20 protein-coding genes and 2 pseudogenes are annotated in these 15,015 nt (G+C 65.8%); 16 read left to right on the forward strand and 6 right to left on the reverse strand.

Translation table 11 applies throughout. The features are described from left to right. The first annotated feature begins 6 nt into the window (after positions 1–6). A complete protein-coding gene (locus tag C450_RS09650; protein WP_005043093.1) occupies positions 7–1,215 on the forward strand; it encodes an alpha-hydroxy-acid oxidizing protein in 1,209 nt (402 codons plus the stop codon). On the opposite strand, the gene C450_RS09655 is transcribed toward C450_RS09650, so the two are convergent. Continuing rightward, a complete protein-coding gene (locus C450_RS09655; RefSeq protein WP_005043095.1) occupies positions 1,216–2,391 on the reverse strand; it encodes a CaiB/BaiF CoA transferase family protein in 1,176 nt (391 codons plus the stop codon). Positions 2,392–2,539: 148 nt separating this feature from the next. Continuing rightward, positions 2,540–3,151, reverse strand: a complete 612-nt coding sequence (locus C450_RS09660; protein ID WP_005043096.1) for a hypothetical protein — start codon at positions 3,149–3,151, stop codon at positions 2,540–2,542. Between the two features lie 212 nt (positions 3,152–3,363). Here C450_RS09660 and C450_RS09665 point away from each other — a divergent pair, with 212 nt between their 5' ends. Beyond that, a complete protein-coding gene (locus C450_RS09665; RefSeq protein WP_005043097.1) occupies positions 3,364–4,167 on the forward strand; it encodes a helix-turn-helix transcriptional regulator in 804 nt (267 codons plus the stop codon). Positions 4,168–4,198: 31 nt separating this feature from the next. Here the strand turns inward: C450_RS09665 and C450_RS09670 are convergent, their stop codons facing one another. Then, positions 4,199–4,675, reverse strand: a complete 477-nt coding sequence (locus C450_RS09670) for a peroxiredoxin family protein (protein ID WP_005043098.1) — start codon at positions 4,673–4,675, stop codon at positions 4,199–4,201. Between the two features lie 97 nt (positions 4,676–4,772). On the opposite strand from C450_RS09670, the gene C450_RS09675 reads away from it, so the two are divergent. Both C450_RS09675 and C450_RS09680 read left to right on the forward strand, forming a co-directional pair. Further along, positions 4,773–5,015 (forward strand): glutaredoxin family protein, encoded by a 243-nt coding sequence (locus tag C450_RS09675; protein WP_005043099.1) that lies wholly within the window; start codon positions 4,773–4,775, stop codon positions 5,013–5,015. A 73-nt stretch (positions 5,016–5,088) separates the two neighbouring features. Beyond that, entirely contained in the window at positions 5,089–5,598 is a 510-nt protein-coding gene (locus C450_RS09680) for an HVO_2922 family protein (RefSeq protein WP_005043100.1), read from the forward strand. A gap of 43 nt (positions 5,599–5,641) precedes the next feature. Here C450_RS09680 and C450_RS09685 read toward each other — a convergent pair whose 3' ends face one another. Beyond that, positions 5,642–6,040: a cupin domain-containing protein gene (locus C450_RS09685; protein WP_005043101.1), complete on the reverse strand. Its 399-nt coding sequence runs from the start codon at positions 6,038–6,040 to the stop codon at positions 5,642–5,644. A gap of 112 nt (positions 6,041–6,152) precedes the next feature. On the opposite strand from C450_RS09685, the gene C450_RS09690 reads away from it, so the two are divergent. Further along, positions 6,153–6,818, forward strand: a complete 666-nt coding sequence (locus C450_RS09690; protein ID WP_005043102.1) for a 2,5-diamino-6-(ribosylamino)-4(3H)-pyrimidinone 5'-phosphate reductase — start codon at positions 6,153–6,155, stop codon at positions 6,816–6,818. A gap of 94 nt (positions 6,819–6,912) precedes the next feature. Next, positions 6,913–8,304, forward strand: a complete 1,392-nt coding sequence (locus C450_RS09695; protein WP_005043104.1) for a UDP-N-acetylglucosamine 2-epimerase — start codon at positions 6,913–6,915, stop codon at positions 8,302–8,304. Between the two features lie 53 nt (positions 8,305–8,357). Here C450_RS09695 and C450_RS09700 read toward each other — a convergent pair whose 3' ends face one another. After that, a complete protein-coding gene (locus tag C450_RS09700; RefSeq protein WP_005043105.1) occupies positions 8,358–9,413 on the reverse strand; it encodes an NAD(P)/FAD-dependent oxidoreductase in 1,056 nt (351 codons plus the stop codon). 91 nt (positions 9,414–9,504) lie between these two features. Here C450_RS09700 and C450_RS09705 point away from each other — a divergent pair, with 91 nt between their 5' ends. The 7 genes and pseudogenes from C450_RS09705 to C450_RS09730 all read left to right on the forward strand — a co-directional run bounded on the left by C450_RS09705 (position 9,505) and on the right by C450_RS09730 (position 12,725). Beyond that, on the forward strand, positions 9,505–9,789 hold the full coding sequence (locus C450_RS09705; RefSeq protein WP_005043106.1) for a DUF357 domain-containing protein: 285 nt from the start codon (positions 9,505–9,507) through the stop codon (positions 9,787–9,789). Between the two features lie 54 nt (positions 9,790–9,843). Further along, positions 9,844–10,119, forward strand: a complete 276-nt coding sequence (locus C450_RS09710; protein WP_005043107.1) for a winged helix-turn-helix domain-containing protein — start codon at positions 9,844–9,846, stop codon at positions 10,117–10,119. A gap of 55 nt (positions 10,120–10,174) precedes the next feature. Then, a complete protein-coding gene (locus tag C450_RS09715) occupies positions 10,175–10,489 on the forward strand; it encodes a hypothetical protein (protein WP_005043109.1) in 315 nt (104 codons plus the stop codon). Positions 10,490–10,820: 331 nt separating this feature from the next. Next, positions 10,821–11,336, forward strand: a pseudogene (locus C450_RS23480) (transcription initiation factor IIB); the annotation flags it as partial. Between the two features lie 160 nt (positions 11,337–11,496). Then, positions 11,497–12,104: pseudogene (locus C450_RS23485) on the forward strand (transcription initiation factor IIB); the annotation flags it as partial. A gap of 43 nt (positions 12,105–12,147) precedes the next feature. Then, on the forward strand, positions 12,148–12,327 hold the full coding sequence (locus tag C450_RS09725) for a DUF7836 family putative zinc-binding protein (protein WP_005043112.1): 180 nt from the start codon (positions 12,148–12,150) through the stop codon (positions 12,325–12,327). A 161-nt stretch (positions 12,328–12,488) separates the two neighbouring features. Then, positions 12,489–12,725: a UPF0058 family protein gene (locus tag C450_RS09730; RefSeq protein ID WP_005043113.1), complete on the forward strand. Its 237-nt coding sequence runs from the start codon at positions 12,489–12,491 to the stop codon at positions 12,723–12,725. Between the two features lie 51 nt (positions 12,726–12,776). On the opposite strand, the gene C450_RS09735 is transcribed toward C450_RS09730, so the two are convergent. Next, entirely contained in the window at positions 12,777–13,235 is a 459-nt protein-coding gene (locus C450_RS09735) for a DUF555 domain-containing protein (protein ID WP_005043114.1), read from the reverse strand. Positions 13,236–13,321: 86 nt separating this feature from the next. Between C450_RS09735 and C450_RS09740 the strand changes: the two genes are divergently transcribed. The 3 genes from C450_RS09740 to C450_RS09750 all read left to right on the forward strand — a co-directional run. After that, positions 13,322–14,245, forward strand: a complete 924-nt coding sequence (locus tag C450_RS09740; RefSeq protein WP_049910053.1) for a DNA-3-methyladenine glycosylase family protein — start codon at positions 13,322–13,324, stop codon at positions 14,243–14,245. Positions 14,246–14,312: 67 nt separating this feature from the next. Further along, on the forward strand, positions 14,313–14,591 hold the full coding sequence (locus tag C450_RS09745) for an acylphosphatase (RefSeq protein WP_049910054.1): 279 nt from the start codon (positions 14,313–14,315) through the stop codon (positions 14,589–14,591). 38 nt (positions 14,592–14,629) lie between these two features. Further along, a partial coding sequence (locus tag C450_RS09750; RefSeq protein ID WP_005043117.1) for an NAD(P)H-hydrate epimerase occupies positions 14,630–15,015 on the forward strand: 386 nt, incomplete at its 3' end.

Below are 15,015 nucleotides of genomic sequence, written 5' to 3' on the forward strand. Positions count from 1 at the left end.
GAGACGATGACGGACGAACCGTCGGAGTCGTCGGAGCCGTACGGGGAGAACCGACAGCGCGACGTCTACGCCTCCGGGATGCTCGCCGACGATCCGCCCGGCTATCCGGTTCGGTACGCCGACCTCGAACGCAAAGGAAAGGAGGCGCTGAGCGAGGAGGCCGCGGCCTACGTCGCCGGCGGGGCCGGCACCGAGAGCACGGTCGCCGAGAACCGCCGCGCGTTCGACGACTGGCGAATCGTCCCGCGAATGCTCCGTGACGTCGCCGAGCGCGACCTCCAGGTCGACCTCTTCGGCGACGAGATCGAAGTCCCCTTCCTGCTGGCTCCGCTCGGCGTGCTCTCGATCGTCCACGACGAGGGCGAGCTCGCGGTCGCGCGGGCGGCCGCCGACCGCGACGTGCCGATGGTGCTCAGTTCGGCGTCGTCCTATACGATGGAGGAAGTCGCCGACGAGCTCGGTGAGACGCCGAAATGGTTTCAGCTCTACTGGTCGGCCGACCCCGACATCGCCCACAGCTTCATCGACCGGGCCGAGTCGGCGGAGTATGATGGTATCGTGGTCACGCTCGACACGCCCCTCCTCGGCTGGCGCGAGCGCGACATCGAACAGGGTTATCTCCCCTTCCTCGACGGCAAGGGCGTGGCAAACTACTTCTCGGACCCGGCCTTCCGCGATCGCCTCGACGTTCCACCGGAGGAGAACGAAGGCTCGGCGGTGATGGAGTTCATCGATATCTTCGGCGATCCGTCACTGACCTGGGACGACCTCGCCGCACTCCGCGAGGAGACCGACCTGCCACTCGTCGTCAAGGGCGTGCTCCACCCCGAGGACGCCGAGCGCGCGGTCGAGTGTGGCGCGGACGGCGTGATCGTTTCGAACCACGGCGGCCGCCAGGTTGACGGCGCGATCGGCGCGCTCTCAGCGCTGCCGAGCGTGGTCGAGGCCGTCGACGTTCCCGTACTGTTCGACAGCGGGATCCGGGGCGGGGCGGACGTCGTGAAGGCGATCGCGCTCGGGGCAGATAGCGTTCTGCTCGGACGACCCTACGCCTATGGTCTCGTGATCGACGGCGAGGCTGGCGTCGGGAGCGTCCTCGACGACTTCCTCGCGGATCTCGACCTGACGCTCGCGCTCTCGGGACATACGAGCTTCGACGAGCTCGATCGGTCGATGCTGGTCGACCGTCGCGGACCTGGTTCGGACGGAGCCTGATCAGTCGCCGAACCCCGCAGCCCCCGTCTCGCGGAGACGTTCGAGGTCGGCATCGTCGTAGCCCACCTTGTGGAGCACCGCAGCGGTGTGCTCGCCGTGGTCCGGCACGCGTTCGGCGGCGTCGGCGTGGTCGGACGACTGTGCCGGAAACCCGATCCGTGGCGGTGCGTTCGTGGGCCGCTCGATCACGCCGCGGACGGCGGTCTGTGGGTGATCGATCGCTTCCGAGAGGGTGCGGACGGTCTCGACGGTCGCATCGATACCTTCGAACCGTTCGTCCCACTCCGCGCGGGTCTCGGTGGCGAACAGTTCGGCGAGCTCTTCGCGCAGTGCCGTCCGGGTTGCCGGATCGGTGCTTCCGTGACTGTCGACGAGGTCCTCGCGGTCGACCGCCTCGCAGAAGGCCCGCCAGAACGCGGGTTCGAGCGCCGCGAGAGTCACGTAGCCGCCGTCGGCGGTTTCGTAGACGTCGTACCACGGCAGCGCGCCGGTCAGTGCGGTCTCGCCGGGTCGCGGGCGTGCGGATTCGTCCACGAACGCGTCGGGCGCGATCGCCTGTGAGAACGAGAGCAACACGTCGGTCATGGCGACGTCGATGTACTCGCCACCGGTGTTGCCGAGTTCACGCGAGCAGAGCGCGCCGACGATCGAAAACGCTGCGAAGAGGCCGCCAGCCATGTCGGCCACGGGGACGCCGGGGATCGACGGTCGCGAGTCGGGACCGTGTCTCGTCATGTCGAGCAGCCCCGAGAACGCGGCGTAGTTCAGGTCGTGACCGGCGCGCGCTCGCCGGGGCCCGGTCGCGCCGTAGCCCGACAGCGAACAGTAGACGATATCCAGACTGCGCTCGCGGACGGAATCGTCGCCGATCCCGAGACGGTCGGTCACGCCGGGCCGGAATCCCTCGATCAGTACGTCGGCGTCGGCGGCGAGTGCGAAGAACGCTGCGCGGCCCGCATCGGACTTGAGATCGAGCGCGACGCTTCGCTTGCCACGGTTCACGGCGTCGAACAGGGTTCCGTCGGCATCAGTGAGCGCCATCCCACGAACCGGATCACCGCCGTCCGTGTCCTCGATTTTCAGCACGTCCGCGCCGGCGTCGGCGAGGAGCTGGGTGGCGTACGGGCCGGGGAGGTAGCGCGTGAGATCGAGCACGCGAACGCCGTCGAGTCGCATGTCGGTGCGTCTCCCGGCGTGAGGATAACGCTTCGCCGTGATTCGAGGTGGTCGAGCGATCGTCGGCGTCGACCACGAGCGGGTTGGTCACTTCCGGTTCCGTTCCGTAAGTCGATGGAGAGCGGGTGGATAGTCGTTCCCGCTGTCTTCACCCAGCTTCGTAGCTGGTGAGCTCCATTTCGAAGGTGAGGGTGCCGCTCTCGTCGTAGTAGGCGGTGTAGGGAGCCAGCCCCCTGTCGGGCGAAACGCACGCTTCGTGAACGGTGGTGCCGTTCACACTGGCCTGCGGGACGAAACAGTCGACGCCAGCGTAGGAGTCCTCGCCCGTGACCTCGAAGCCCACCGTTCCCTGCTGGGACGAGTACGACCAGCTCTGACCGACCTGGAGCGGACGACCGCCGTAGAACCCAGTCATCGTCGCGAGCGGCGCAAGGAAAGCACCGACCTGGCTGCTCAGCATCTGCTGTTGGATCGCTTGGCGAGTGCCGGTGAACGTTTGCTGGTTCGACATCTCACCCATCGAGAACGACACCTGCACCTCGTACTGGTCCTCGGCTGCCTGCACGACATCGATGACGTACTCACCGCTCTGCTTCTGACCGTCTGCACCGCCCGTCGTCACCTCGTAGGTGTACGTCCCCGGCTGTTCGAACGCGAGGAAACGAAAGGCCTCGCTCCCGGCCGCGCTACCGACGGTGGTGGCCGGGCTTTCCCCGGCGGTTGGCATCGCAGTCGTCGCCATCGTGGTGTCGTCGCTCATCGTCGTTCCAGCAGGTTTGAACAGCGATCAGTTACTTCTTGGAATGGTTGCCGAGGGGCTGTTATCATCGATCGCTCTCACGGAGATGAACGGGATCTCGTTCCCATCGGTGCTCCGTCGCGGCAGCGGACAGAACGCCCTCGCTGAACGGGTCCGTTTCGGAGATTTTGGTAGCAATTTAAGTGTTGTGGCTGCATATGCCACGATAACCGATGTCCGATGAGTTGGTCGAGCTCGCCAGACGGGCGTCGGCGCTTGCGGTACTGCGCGACGGGGCGCTGGACCGACGGGAGCTCCAAGAGCGTCTGGGGGTGTCCCGGCCGACGGCTCACCGATTCACACGCTCGTTCGAGGACCAGGGACTCGTCGAGCGATCGTCAGGGGAGCTCTCGCTGACGCCGATGGGGGAAGTCGTTGCCGAGGCCGTCGCCGAGTTTCGGCGGACGGTCGAGACCGCACGGCGGGTCGAACCGGTGTTCGAGGTCGTTTCGGACGGTGATCCGGCGTTCGTCCGCGAGGCGTTCGGCGATGCGACCGTGACGACCGCCGAACCGGGTGATCCGTACAGAGGAGTGCGCCGGTTCATGTCGCTGGTCGAAGACTCCGAGCGCCTTCGCGGGGTCGATCCGACCGCGATCCACCCGCTCCATCTCGACGGGCTTCACGCACGCATCGTCGCAGGGATGGAGACCGACGCGATCTTCCTCCCCGACGTCGTCGAATCGCTTCTCGAATCGAATCCGGATCGCGCCCACGAGGCCTTCGAGAGCGGCAATCTCACGCTGCGAGTCCACGACGACATCCCGTTCGGGCTCACACTGTGTGACGACCGGATCGGGATCGGGCTCTACGACGACGAAACCGGACTCCTGAAGACGTACATTGACACCGCCTCCCCCACTGCCCGCGAGTGGGCCGAGGACGTGTACGCGGACTACCGCGACGAGTCGACGCTTCTCTCCGAGCATTCCGAACTCTCGGAACTGCTGCCTGTCGAGCCAGAGACGAACGACTGAACTCGACGGTAGTCTCCGATTTTCCCGAACGTTATCGTGTCGTCTCTGTGACCGCGGCCTCGATCTCCTCGCGGGGAACCGGTGAGATCCAGTCGTCGGCGAGCCAGCGATCGACGACACGTCGATCGGCGTCGAGAACGAAGACGGCGCGGCGTGCGGTCCGGGTCGATCCCATCCCGTTGCGTTCGGTCAGCAGGTCGTACCCATCGGCGGCGGTGCCCTCGACGTCGCTGAACAGGCGGAACGGGCTGTCGAGATCACGGAGGAAGGCGTTCTGGGCGTACGGTCCGTCGCGACTCACGCCGACCACCGGGACGTCGAAGGCGTCCCAGCCGGCACGGTCGTAGCGCTTCCACCAGTTCTCTGCGATGGCGCTGAACGAAAAGCCGTAGAAGACGACTACACAGCCGCCGTCGAGCACGTCGGCGAGCCGTCGCGGTCGGAAGGTCTCGCCGTCGCACAGCAGCGCTTCGAAATCCGGCGCGCGCTCGCCCTCGCTCGGTGGCATACCCCGCCATCGGCCGCCGTGGGCGAAAAGCCTCCGGTCGTCGAGGTGAGTGTGCCGCGCGGAACACGCTTTTGCCCGTGGCACTCCGTGGTGGAGTATGAGCCTCACGCTCTACCGGCTCGAAGGCTGTCCGTACTGCGAACTCGTGGTCGATCGACTGGACGAACTCGACGTCGAGTTCGAGAGCGTCTGGACCGAGGGTCTCCACTCGAAGCGCGACGAGGTCAAGCGGGTGTCGGGCCAGCGCGCGGTTCCGGTGCTCGTCGACGACGACCGCGGGATCACGATGGCCGAATCGGAACGGATCGTCGAATACCTCGACACCTCCTACGCGGCCTGACGAACGAACCACTTCGTCGGCAGGGGTGAGTGGGGGAGTCGCATTCATATGTTCGCCCGGCGAACGGAGGAGTATGGCCGAGGAGACTCTCTTCGAGACCGAGCGAACCCGCGACCGTACCGAGATCGCCGCGATCTTCCGGTCGTTGGCCGATCAGTTCGACGACGGGACGGTGACGCTCGCCGACAACGGCCGATCGGTGACCGTACGACCGCCCGACCGGTCGACGATCGAGATCGAACTCGAGCGCGAGCGAACCGACGAGGGATCGGACGTGGAGTTCGAGGTCGAGATCGAGTGGTCAGAACCTGCAAGCGAGGAAAGCGTCGTGCAGCACGAGAACGACGGCACTGACGAGACGACCGACGCGCCGTCGGTGACCGGCGAGGAGACCGCGAGTGAGAGCCTCGCGCGGTTCGAGGTGTTTCGCGATCGAGCCGACGAGTGGCGGTGGCGGCTCGTCCACCGCAACGGCAACGTGATCGCCGACGGTGGCGAGGGGTACGCCTCGAAGCAGAACGCACTGAAGGGGCTGCGGAGCGTCCGCCGGAACGCACCCGGGGCCGAAATCGACGTCGAGTAGCGCAGTGGTGGCGAGTAGCGGTGTCGTGCGGCCGGCGAGGCGGTCAGTCGATCTCGTGGGGGTCGAGGCCGGGGTCCTCGACCGACGGTGCGCCGATGGCGAGGACGATCCCCTGATCGTCGCCGAGATACCGGTGGCCGTGGCCGACCTCGGGACCGGCGGCGTAGAAGGTTCCCGGGCCGACCTCGTGGTACTCCTCCTCGCCCGACCGGCCGAGTTTGAGCGAGAACTCACCCTGGATGATGTAGTAGAGCTCTTCCTGCTCGGAGTGGGCGTGATAGGTGATCTCCTCGCCGGGATCGAAGTACCAGAGCTTGCAGTTCGTTTCGTCGGTGCCGAGGGCGTCGTCGATCGAGCGGATGTCGAGGTCGGGCGGGAGCTCGTCGATCTCTGAGAGGTCGGTCACCGGAACGTCGTCGGTGTGGACCACGTCGGAGTCCATACGCACGCGACGACGGGATAGCGCAAAAGTCTGTGGCCCGGCCACCGCTTTCTGGCCACCGCTTCCGCCATCCCACCGAAAGCGGCTTTCCCGAGCGACGGGGAAGCCCCTCATGCACGTCGTAGTCAACGCGGCGATGAGCGCCGACGGCAAGCTCTCCTCACGCCGACGCGAGCAGATCCGGATCAGCGGCCACGAGGACTTCGCGCGGGTCGACGCGCTCCGGGCGGACTGCGATGCGGTCATGGTCGGCGTCGGGACCGTCCTCGCCGACGATCCCCACCTCACCGTCGAGGATCCCGACCTCCGTGCCGAGCGACGCGAGCGCGGCGATTCCGACCATCCAGCCCGCGTGGTCGCCGATACGCGCGCACGAACACCACCCGATGCCCGCGTGCTCGACGACGTGGCCCGTTCCTACGTCGCGGTTGGCGAGACGGCCCCCGACGATCGGTGCGGCGCACTCCGCGACGCCGACGCACACCTTGTCACCGCTGGCACGGAGCGCGTCGATCTCGCCGCGGCGCTCGCCGAACTCGAAACCGACGGGATCGACCGGCTACTGATCGAGGGCGGCGGCGAACTGTTGTTTTCGGCGTTCGAGACGGGAGTAGTCGACGAGCTCTCGGTGTTCGTCGGCTCGCAGATCATCGGGGGACGCGACGCGCCGACGCTCGCCGACGGCGAGGGGTTCGTCGACGAGTTTCCGGAGCTCACATTGGCCGCCGCCGACCGACTCGACGACGGTATCGTTCTTTCCTACACCGTCGCGGATTGAGCGTTTCGCCCGTGTCTTCCCGCCGAAGGAGCCGACGAAGCTGTCGGAAGCGGAAGGGAAGCGTATAAGCTGGCGACGCGGAAACGACCACGAAATGGCTGGGCTTCGGATCCACGAGGATCGACTCGATGCAGCACTCGACGGCGGTGACGCCGATCTCGCCCTTGCGGTGGTGACGGCGACCAAACCCGACTTCTACAAGCAGGCTCCCGTCGTCGCCGCCGCGCGTGACCGCGGGTTCCCGTGTTTCGTTCTTCACACTGGGCAACACTACGACGACGTGCTCGGGCACGGCCTCGTGGAGTACGGCATCGACGACGCGATAGCGGTGGATCTCGGCGTGCGCGGCGGCCTCTCCGAGAAGACGGCTCAGGTCACGACCCGCGTCGCCGACGTCGCCGCCCACCTCGACGAGCACTACCCAGAGACGACGATACTCCCCCTCGTCCACGGCGACACGCACGCCGCCGGCGTCGTTCCCCAGGCGTGGGCGTTCGCCACCAACCAGTACGCCGCTCACAACGAGGCGGGCCTCCGTGGCATGGCTCCGTCGTTCGACGCCTACGCCGCCGACGACGTGGACGCCGCCGCATTCGTCCGCGATCAGTGGGAGGGCGAGTGGTCCCTCGATCGTTCCGAACCGTTCCCCGAGCAGTACGACACGTTCGTCGGCTCGGCGGCCTGCCTCTATCACTTCGCGCCGGTCGATCTGAACCGCGATCACCTCACACGCGAGGGCTACCCCGCCGCCGTCGACGGTGAGGAGCGCATCCCGGTGGTCGGCAACTCCGTCGTGGATGCCATCGAGTTGAAAGCCGACGCTGAGGGCGGGGAGTCGGTCTTCGACGTCTACCCCGAACTGGAGGAGCGCGACGACTGGATACGGGTGGACGTCCACCGCCGCGCGAACCTCCTCCCCGATCGGTTCCGTGCGATCGTCGACTGTGTCATCCGCCTGGTCGAGGCGGGCTATAACGTCAACTTCGTGGAACTGCACGCGACGGGCACCGCGCTCGACGAGTACGGGCTCCGCGAGAAACTCGAACGCCTCGCCGCCGACAACGACAACTTCCTCTTTACTGGGCTCTGGAAGAAGCACGCCCACGTCTACGAGTTCTTCCGCTCGGGGCAGTGTTTCGCGGCGCTCACCGACTCCGGTAGCGTCCAGGAGGAACTCAACCACATCCGGGAGACGCGGTGTCTCACCGCCCGGTTCAACACTGACCGCCCCGAGACGGTGATGGACGCCAACACGAACCTGCTGGTCCCGCCCGTATCCGGCGAATCGATGGCCGAAATCGTCGAGTACGCGTTCACCAACGACGCCACCCGTGACCGCCTCGGGTCGGGGCCGCGCCTCTACGGCGAGGACGTCGGCACGGAGATCGTGCGCTACTTCGAGGACCTCGACGATCCGGCCACTTTCGAGTGGTCCCACGACCGCGCCGCGTTCGATGTCGACGACGGTGCGTTCGACTATCTCTGAGGCGAAATCACAAGAATAGTCCGCTGTCGGCGGTTCGAAACTTCAGCTGTGGATCAGTCGTCGGACTCGGCGAGCGCCGCCTCGGCATCGGTCGCGGGCTCCTCGTCGAGCGTTTCGAGGTAGTCGTCGGCGTCGAGCGCCGCTTTGCAGCCCATCCCGCCGGCAGTCACGGCCTGCTGGTAGTGGTAGTCGACCACGTCGCCAGCGCCGAAGATTCCTGGTACTCCCGTTCTGGTCTGGCCGCCGCCAGCGCCGCCCCGGGTGTCGAGGTAGCCCGCGTCGTCCATCTCGACGCCCGTATCTCCGAGATAGCCGGTGTTCGGCGTGTGGCCGATGGCGAGGAAAACCGCGCCGACGTCCATCTCGAAGCGTTCGGTTTCGGGATCGTCGAGCCGTTCTGTGGGGTGGCCTTCGGGGTGGCGGACGAGCGACGCGCCCCCGATGCCATCCTCGGGCGTTCCGCGAATCTCGGTGAGTTCGGTGTTGCGCACGACCTCGATCTCGCCGGCCTCGACGTGCTCTTCGAGCCGATCGATCCAGTAGTCCTCCGCGCGGAACGCTTCGCGGCGGTGAATCAGATACACCTTGGAGGCGAACTTCGTGAGGAAGGTTGCCTCCTCCATCGCGGCGTCGCCGCCGCCGACCACGATCATCTCCTCGTCGCGGAAGAAGGCTCCATCACAGGTCGCACACGTCGAGACGCCGTAGCCCATCAGTTCGTCCTCGCCAGGCACGCCGAGTGTCCGCGCGCTCGCGCCGCTCGCGGCGATCACGGCGTCGGCGGTGAGGCGCGTGCCGTCGGCGAGTTCGATCTCAAAGGGGCGGTCCGAATCGTCGACGTGCTCGATCACGCCGTGGCGGATCTCCGCGCCGAAGCGCTCGGCCTGGGCCTGCATGTCGTTCACCAGTTCGGGGCCGCCGATCCCTTCGGGAAAGCCCGGGTAGTTCGCGACGTCGGTCGTCAGGGTGAGCTGGCCGCCCGGCTCGCGCCCTTCGAGCACGAGGGGCGCGTTGTTCGAGCGCGCGGCGTAGATCGCCGCCGTCAGTCCCGCGATCCCCGACCCCGCGACGACGAGCCGGTGGTGCTCCGGCTCCGAGCCTCCAGTCATGGATTCGAGTAGGCCAGCCACGAACAACTACCTTGTGCTCGAACCCGGCGACGCTCGAAGCGTTTAGGTCACGACCGCCGCTTCGATCGGTATGCCCGCCGATCTCGACGAGAAGACCGATCGCTACGAACGCCTCCTCGCCGACGCGCTCGACGCGGCGAGCGTCGCGCCGCCGGACGGAACTCCACTGGCCGAATTCGCGGCCGAGTACCAGGAGATGGCGCAGTCGTACCTCGACGACGGCCGGCACTTCCGCGAAACGGACGACATGGTGAACGCGCTCGCGGCGTTTTCGTACGGCCACGCGTGGCTCGATGCGGGCGCGCGGATCGGGCTGTTCGTGGTTCCCACGGAGGATGACCTATTCACGGTGTGAAACGCCGTGCGCGGTCGGTGCGCTTACAAGGGGTGGGTGTGTCAGTTTCGCTCGATGGAGGCCGTCCTGTGGTACGTGCTGACGGGTACTCGCGGCGGCACGAACCGCGTGCGCATCCTCCGCGCCCTCGACGAGCGACCGCGAAATGCAAACCAGCTCGCTGAGGACCTCGAACTCGACTACAAAACCGTCCGACACCACCTCGACGTGCTCGAAGACAACGGCGTGCTACAAGACAGCGGCGACGACTACGGCGCGATCTACCTGCCGACGGATCAGGCGCGCCATCACTGGGACACCATCGAGGAAATCATGGAGCAGGTGGAGTGAGTATGGTACGAATTGGGAAAGAGTATATGCAGCCGTACAGGGTAGGAGACAGTAGATGGCCGTCCTGATCGACGCGATGCGCGTGCTCAGCGCGCTCAACGTGGCCCTCCTCATCGGCCTCGGGTACGTCTGGGGGCGGAACTTCTATCGGTTCCGCTCGAAGCACACGCTCGGCCTGCTGGTGTTCGCCGTGTTGCTCCTCGCAGAGAACGCGCTGTCGATCGTTTTCTTCGTTTTCAACTTCGAGGGCCTCACGGCGTGGGTCACTGACCCGAGCTTCGTGCCAACGATCGCCCAGCAGGCGATGTTGACGCTGCGTGCCCTCGAATTCGCCGGCATCGCGTTTCTCACGTGGGTCACGTGGGACTGATTTCGAAACGTCGAAGCGATTCTTCAGATTCGAACGACGATCGCTCGGCGACGACGATCGAAGGCTTGCCACGAGCTATCCGAGAGCCGAGCGTGACTGGTCCGAACCACGGACGCTCAGGGCCGATCAGCCCACCAAAAACCATCGATTTGCCAGGGTTTTTGAGGTGCGCGATTACGCGCTCGTTAGGCTGTGAGACGGCCGTTCTCAGCCGCCGTTCTCCGACAGATTTAAGTGCTTTACGGACTAACGATTGGTTAAGCACCGAGTTCTGGGACTGTCAACGAACCATCCCCAGCAGCCGACCGCTTCAGACCCCACTAACTCAATCATGAGCGACACAACGACCCGAATCAACCGCGAGGAAGAGACCCAGGAAGCCGAAACCGAACAGGAAGAGGAGGCCCCCGAGGACGAGCTGGTGTGTCCGGAGTGTGGCGGCCGACTGGTCAGCGACACCGAACACGGCGAGACCGTCTGTACTGACTGCGGACTCGTCGTCGAGGCCGACGAGATCGATCGCGGCCCCGAGTGGCGCGCCTTCGACTCNACCGTCTGTACTGACTGCGGACTCGTCGTCGAGGCCGACGAGATCGATCGCGGCCCCGAGTGGCGCGCCTTCGACTCCGCCGAGCGCGACCAGAAATCCCGCGTCGGGGCCCCCACCACGAACATGATGCACGACAAGGGCCTCTCGACCAACATCGGCTGGCAGGACAAGGACGCCTACGGCAACAGTCTCTCCAGCCGTCAGCGCCAGAAAATGCAGCGCCTCCGCACCTGGAACGAGCGCTTCCGCACCCGCGACTCCAAGGAGCGAAACCTCAAACAGGCCCTCGGCGAGATCGATCGGATGGCCTCCGCTCTGGGGCTTCCCGACAGCGTGCGCGAGACCGCGAGCGTCATCTACCGCCGCGCGCTCGACGAGGACCTTCTGCCTGGGCGCTCCATCGAGGGTGTCTCGACCAGTGCGCTGTATGCGGCGGCACGGCAGGCCGGTACCCCNGCTTCCCGACAGCGTGCGCGAGACCGCGAGCGTCATCTACCGCCGCGCGCTCGACGAGGACCTTCTGCCTGGGCGCTCCATCGAGGGTGTCTCGACCAGTGCGCTGTATGCGGCGGCACGGCAGGCCGGTACCCCGCGATCGCTCGACGAGATCGCTACCGTCTCCCGGGTCGGGAAGATGGAGCTCACCAGAACGTACCGGTACGTAGTGCGCGAGCTCGGCCTCGAGATCCAGCCCGCCGACCCCGCGAGCTACGTCCCCCGGTTCGCTTCCGATCTCGACCTCTCCGAGGAGTCCGAGCGACGTGCTCGACAGCTCCTCGACACCGCGAAGGAAGAGGGTATCATCAGCGGGAAGAGCCCCGTCGGGCTGGCGGCTGCTGCGGTCTACGCCGCTGCGCTCCTCACCAACGAGAAAGTCACCCAGGGCGCTGTTTNGGGAAGAGCCCCGTCGGGCTGGCGGCTGCTGCGGTCTACGCCGCTGCGCTCCTCACCAACGAGAAAGTCACCCAGGGCGCTGTTTCGGAGGTCGCCGACATCTCCGAGGTCACCATCCGCAATCGGTACAAGGAGCTCCTCGAAGCCGAGGGCGACGTGATGGCAGCCTGACTGACGCGAACCTTTTTGTAGCTCTCGCGTGTCGGTCGATGACATGGACGAAGCAGCCGTCCAGCTTTTGTGTCCGGAGTGTGCGAAGAACTGGCGATCGACGCCACGCGAGCTTCCCGCCCAGGGATCGGTGTTTCACTGTCCGAACTGCCACGCGAGCTATCGGATCGCCGAGTTCATGCGGACCGATCGCGATCTCAGTACGCTCAAACAGCTCCAGTAGTCACCCCGCGTCACCGTCCCGTTCGAACCCCGAACAGCCGTGCATGTCGTTCATGATTCTTATTCGCCGAAAACGGGGCTGAGCCGCCGTTTCCCCGCGGTCGTGTGTTAACGGACCTCAATACACTACTATAACCCTCCAGTCGCTAGAACCAGTTGCCTATGAAAAAGCAGGAGCTCATCCACCTCCACGGCCTGCTTGCAGAGGTACGCAAACACCACCAAGCTCGAACAGGGACGGCGGTCGAGTACGAGGGGTACGAATCCCTCGGCGTCCGACCGACATCGATTCACAAATCGAAGACCGACCACAAGGAAGCCGTTTTCGCGCTCGCCGAAGGAATCACCGGTGAGATGCGTCACACCGAAAGCGAGACGGTCCCGGCAGCTGCCGACTGAACGGCACAACGGCGTTCCTGTCGACCTCACACTCCATAGCGTCAGCGCCGTCTACTCCGATTCGTCGTCGAGCAGTTCGTCGAACTCGGGGAGGACGTCGTCCGTTTCATCGGTCTCGGTTTCGCTCTCTTCAGACTCTCCTTCGTTGCTTTCGGTTTCCTCGGCGTCGCCATCGTCGTCGAGTACCTCGATTTCGAGCACTTCGAGCGGGATGTTTTCGAGACGTTGACCGATCTCGGTGCGCGCGATCCGCGCGGCGTGCTCCTCGCGTTCGACGCTGAACACCGTCATTTCGAGTTCGAGCGCGACGAGTGCCTCGTCGGCGACGATGAAGGCGGGCTCCAGCTCCTCGCCCGAGGGCGACGTCCGCGTGCCCATCTCGATCTCGACGTAGTTGAGGTCGGGGTTGAGCATCTCACCCGTCTTCGAGATGCCGATCCGTACGGCCTCGTCGGCCGTCTCGACGTCGTAGACGGGCACGGCGGCCTCGACGACGACTCGACAATCCATGTGTACTCTTCTCAGTCTGACGGTATCAACGTTGGGGGCACGCCGAGTCGAAAGCGCCAATCCGTCCCGAACCGTGGATGTCGACGATGGAAACCGGGACGATCGATCTCGACAGCCTCGCAGGCGGGATCGACCTCCAGGCGACACTCGAAAGCGGCCAGTCCTTTTGCTGGTCCCGCGAAGACGGCCGAACCTACGAACAGTCGGCGGTCTCCGGTGGATCAGCGTGGTACACGACCGCGCTCCCGCAAGGATTCACGGGCGAGCGCGAGGTCATTCGCGTGCGGCAGATCGACGGCCGACTGGAATGGGAGGCGACGACCGACGCGGTCACCCCGTTGACACACCTGCTCCGACTCGACGATGACCTCGACGCGCTCCGGGCGGCGACACCCGACGACTCGCTGATCGACGCCGCCCTCGACGCCTACCGTGGGCTGCGCCTCGTCCGCGACCCGCCCTTTGCGACCCTGATCGCATTCATCTGCTCGGCGCAGATGCGGGTGGGGCGGATCCACGGAATGCAGCGCGCGCTCGCGCGGGAGTTCGGCTCAGTCGTGGAATTCGACGGCGAGACCTACCACGCCTTCCCGACGCCCGAACAGTTGGCCGACGCGACAGAGGCAGAGCTCCGGGACTGTTCGCTCGGGTATCGCGCACCCTACGTCGAGCGCACCGCCGAACTCGTCGCGAGCGGTGAGGTATTACCTGAGAACGCCCGCGGACGCGAGTACGAGGACGCCCGTGAGCATCTGAAGCAGTTCATGGGCGTGGGCGACAAGGTGGCCGACTGCGTGCTCCTCTTTTCGCTCGGCTATCTCGAAGCCGTCCCACTGGATACGTGGATCCAGACCGCGATCGCCGAGCACTTTCCTGACTGTGATCGTGGCTCCTACACCGAGACCTCACGAGCCATTCGTCGGGCGTTCGGCGGCGAGTACGCTGGCTACGTCCAGACTCACGTGTTCCACTACCTCCGAGGTGGTGGCGACGTTCCCGACAACGCCTGATCGCCGAGCCGTTGGATTCCATCCGGATCGGGAGACAGTTTTGTGTCCGGTGGCCGAACAGCCAGTCGTGACGGATCGAACCCGCGCACACGTGTTCGTCTCTGGAACCGTGCAGGGAGTCTACTACCGCGCGAGCACCCGTGACGCCGCCCGTGAGGAGGGCGTCGACGGCTGGGTGCGAAACCTCGACGACGGTCGGGTCGAGGCGGTCTTCGAGGGCGAGGCGGACGCTGTCGAGTCGATGGTCGAGTGGTGTCACACGGGCAGCGATGCCGCCAGCGTCGAGGACGTTGATGTCGAATACGCCGACCCCGAGGACGAGTCGGGCTTCGAGATCCGGCGATAGCCCGCACGCTTAATCCGCCGGCGGACGACGGATCGGGCATGATCACAATCGATCGGATGGCCGCCGTCGACGCGAACGCCGCGGCGCTCGGCGTCCCCAGGAAACAGTTGATGGAGTCGAGCGGCAACGCGGTCGCGCGCGCCGTCCGCGACGTCGCGGAGCCAGGCGCGCGAGTCACGATCGTCGCCGGCCGGGGCAACAACGGCGGCGACGCGTTCGTGGCCGCCCGATTTCTCGACACGTACGACGTCCGCGTTCGGCTGCTCGGACGAGCCGAAACGATCACGACCGAGATCGCCCGCGAGAACTGGGACGCACTCCAACAGGGCGAGTACGACGCCACGGAAGTGCGAGATTCGCGCGCTCTCGACCTCGACGATCCCGACGTAGTGATCGACGCGATGCTCGGGACGGGCGTCACGGG

Source organism: Halococcus salifodinae DSM 8989 (assembly GCF_000336935.1).
GTDB classification, from domain to species: Archaea; Halobacteriota; Halobacteria; order Halobacteriales; family Halococcaceae; genus Halococcus; species Halococcus salifodinae.

Excerpts from the sequence above, each read along its gene's own strand:
- C450_RS09650 (WP_005043093.1), top strand. The coding sequence starts at position 7 with ATGACGGACGAACCGTCGGAGTCGTCGGAGCCGTACGGGGAGAACCGA.
- C450_RS09655 (WP_005043095.1), bottom strand. The coding sequence starts at position 2,391 with ATGCGACTCGACGGCGTTCGCGTGCTCGATCTCACGCGCTACCTCCCC.
- C450_RS09660 (WP_005043096.1), bottom strand. The coding sequence starts at position 3,151 with ATGAGCGACGACACCACGATGGCGACGACTGCGATGCCAACCGCCGGG.
- C450_RS09665 (WP_005043097.1), top strand. The coding sequence starts at position 3,364 with ATGTCCGATGAGTTGGTCGAGCTCGCCAGACGGGCGTCGGCGCTTGCG.
- C450_RS09670 (WP_005043098.1), bottom strand. The coding sequence starts at position 4,675 with ATGCCACCGAGCGAGGGCGAGCGCGCGCCGGATTTCGAAGCGCTGCTG.
- C450_RS09675 (WP_005043099.1), top strand. The coding sequence starts at position 4,773 with ATGAGCCTCACGCTCTACCGGCTCGAAGGCTGTCCGTACTGCGAACTC.
- C450_RS09680 (WP_005043100.1), top strand. The coding sequence starts at position 5,089 with ATGGCCGAGGAGACTCTCTTCGAGACCGAGCGAACCCGCGACCGTACC.
- C450_RS09685 (WP_005043101.1), bottom strand. The coding sequence starts at position 6,040 with ATGGACTCCGACGTGGTCCACACCGACGACGTTCCGGTGACCGACCTC.
- C450_RS09690 (WP_005043102.1), top strand. The coding sequence starts at position 6,153 with ATGCACGTCGTAGTCAACGCGGCGATGAGCGCCGACGGCAAGCTCTCC.
- C450_RS09695 (WP_005043104.1), top strand. The coding sequence starts at position 6,913 with ATGGCTGGGCTTCGGATCCACGAGGATCGACTCGATGCAGCACTCGAC.
- C450_RS09700 (WP_005043105.1), bottom strand. The coding sequence starts at position 9,413 with ATGACTGGAGGCTCGGAGCCGGAGCACCACCGGCTCGTCGTCGCGGGG.
- C450_RS09705 (WP_005043106.1), top strand. The coding sequence starts at position 9,505 with ATGCCCGCCGATCTCGACGAGAAGACCGATCGCTACGAACGCCTCCTC.
- C450_RS09710 (WP_005043107.1), top strand. The coding sequence starts at position 9,844 with ATGGAGGCCGTCCTGTGGTACGTGCTGACGGGTACTCGCGGCGGCACG.
- C450_RS09715 (WP_005043109.1), top strand. The coding sequence starts at position 10,175 with ATGGCCGTCCTGATCGACGCGATGCGCGTGCTCAGCGCGCTCAACGTG.
- C450_RS09725 (WP_005043112.1), top strand. The coding sequence starts at position 12,148 with ATGGACGAAGCAGCCGTCCAGCTTTTGTGTCCGGAGTGTGCGAAGAAC.
- C450_RS09730 (WP_005043113.1), top strand. The coding sequence starts at position 12,489 with ATGAAAAAGCAGGAGCTCATCCACCTCCACGGCCTGCTTGCAGAGGTA.
- C450_RS09735 (WP_005043114.1), bottom strand. The coding sequence starts at position 13,235 with ATGGATTGTCGAGTCGTCGTCGAGGCCGCCGTGCCCGTCTACGACGTC.
- C450_RS09740 (WP_049910053.1), top strand. The coding sequence starts at position 13,322 with ATGGAAACCGGGACGATCGATCTCGACAGCCTCGCAGGCGGGATCGAC.